The sequence below is a fragment of the Vibrio sp. 10N.222.48.A3 genome, assembly GCF_041475345.1.
In the GTDB taxonomy this organism is placed as follows: Bacteria; Pseudomonadota; Gammaproteobacteria; order Enterobacterales; family Vibrionaceae; genus Vibrio; species Vibrio tasmaniensis_A.
The window spans coordinates 1-975 of sequence record NZ_JBFRVX010001002.1; the positions used below are offsets into that span (position 1 = coordinate 1).

1 protein-coding gene is annotated in these 975 nt (G+C 45.3%); it reads right to left on the minus strand.

Annotated elements, in window-relative coordinates:
- Positions 1-880 (minus strand): methionine synthase (locus AB4653_RS22930; protein ID WP_372105404.1); only part of this gene is annotated, 880 nt, incomplete at its 3' end.
- Positions 881-975: the final 95 nt, after the last annotated feature.

The following is a 975-nucleotide window of genomic DNA, read 5'->3' on the forward strand; positions in this document are numbered from 1 at the left end:
GAGTGTCGGCAACTTCTTCCGGCGTTTCAATTGAATTGGTTGCAACATCGATAGCACCGACCATCACTTTCTTACCTCGAACGAGCTCAAGCAATTCAACCGGCACATGAGAGTTATGACACTCTAATGAGATGATATCGATATTCGACTGCTGAAGCTTAGGAAATACCTCTTCGTATTGGCGCCATTCGGTACCTAGTGTCTTTTTCCAATCCGTATTTGCTTTGATGCCATAGCCATAACAAATATGAACTGCAGTTTCACACTTAAGCCCTTCAATGGCTCTTTCTAAACAAGCAATACCCCAATCGTTCACGTCATCAAAAAATACGTTAAACGCAGGCTCATCGAACTGAATAATATCAACACCAGCCGCTTCTAACTCTTTTGCTTCTTCGTTAAGGATTTTTGCGAACTCCCATGCTAGCTTTTCACGGCTTTGGTAATGCGCGTCGTAAAGCGTATCTATCATGGTCATTGGCCCCGGTAGAGCCCACTTAATTGGTTGATCCGTTTGCTGGCGTAAGAACTTAGCATCTTCGACAAAAACCGACTTTTGACGAGAAACAGGGCCAACGACTGTTGGTACACTCGCATCGTAACGGTCGCGAATTTTAACGGTTTCACGCTTTTCAAAATCCACGCCATTCAGGTGTTCAATGAAGGTTGTTACAAAGTGCTGACGTGTCTGTTCGCCGTCACTCACAATATCAATACCGGCTTGTTGCTGGTCTTGAAGAGAGACACGTAGCGCGTCTTGTTTGCCGTCGGTTAATTCGTCGCCTTCCAGTTTCCATGGAGACCAAAGTGTCTCTGGCTGTGCTAGCCAAGATGGCTTAGGTAAGCTGCCTGCTGTTGAAGTCGGTAATAATGTTTTCATAACGTATACTGCCTATCCTTGGTGATTTAAGAGCGCAATTGCTCGATTAAAGCGCGTAGTTGGCAGACCAGTTCTCTAGAACTGACTGGTATGGC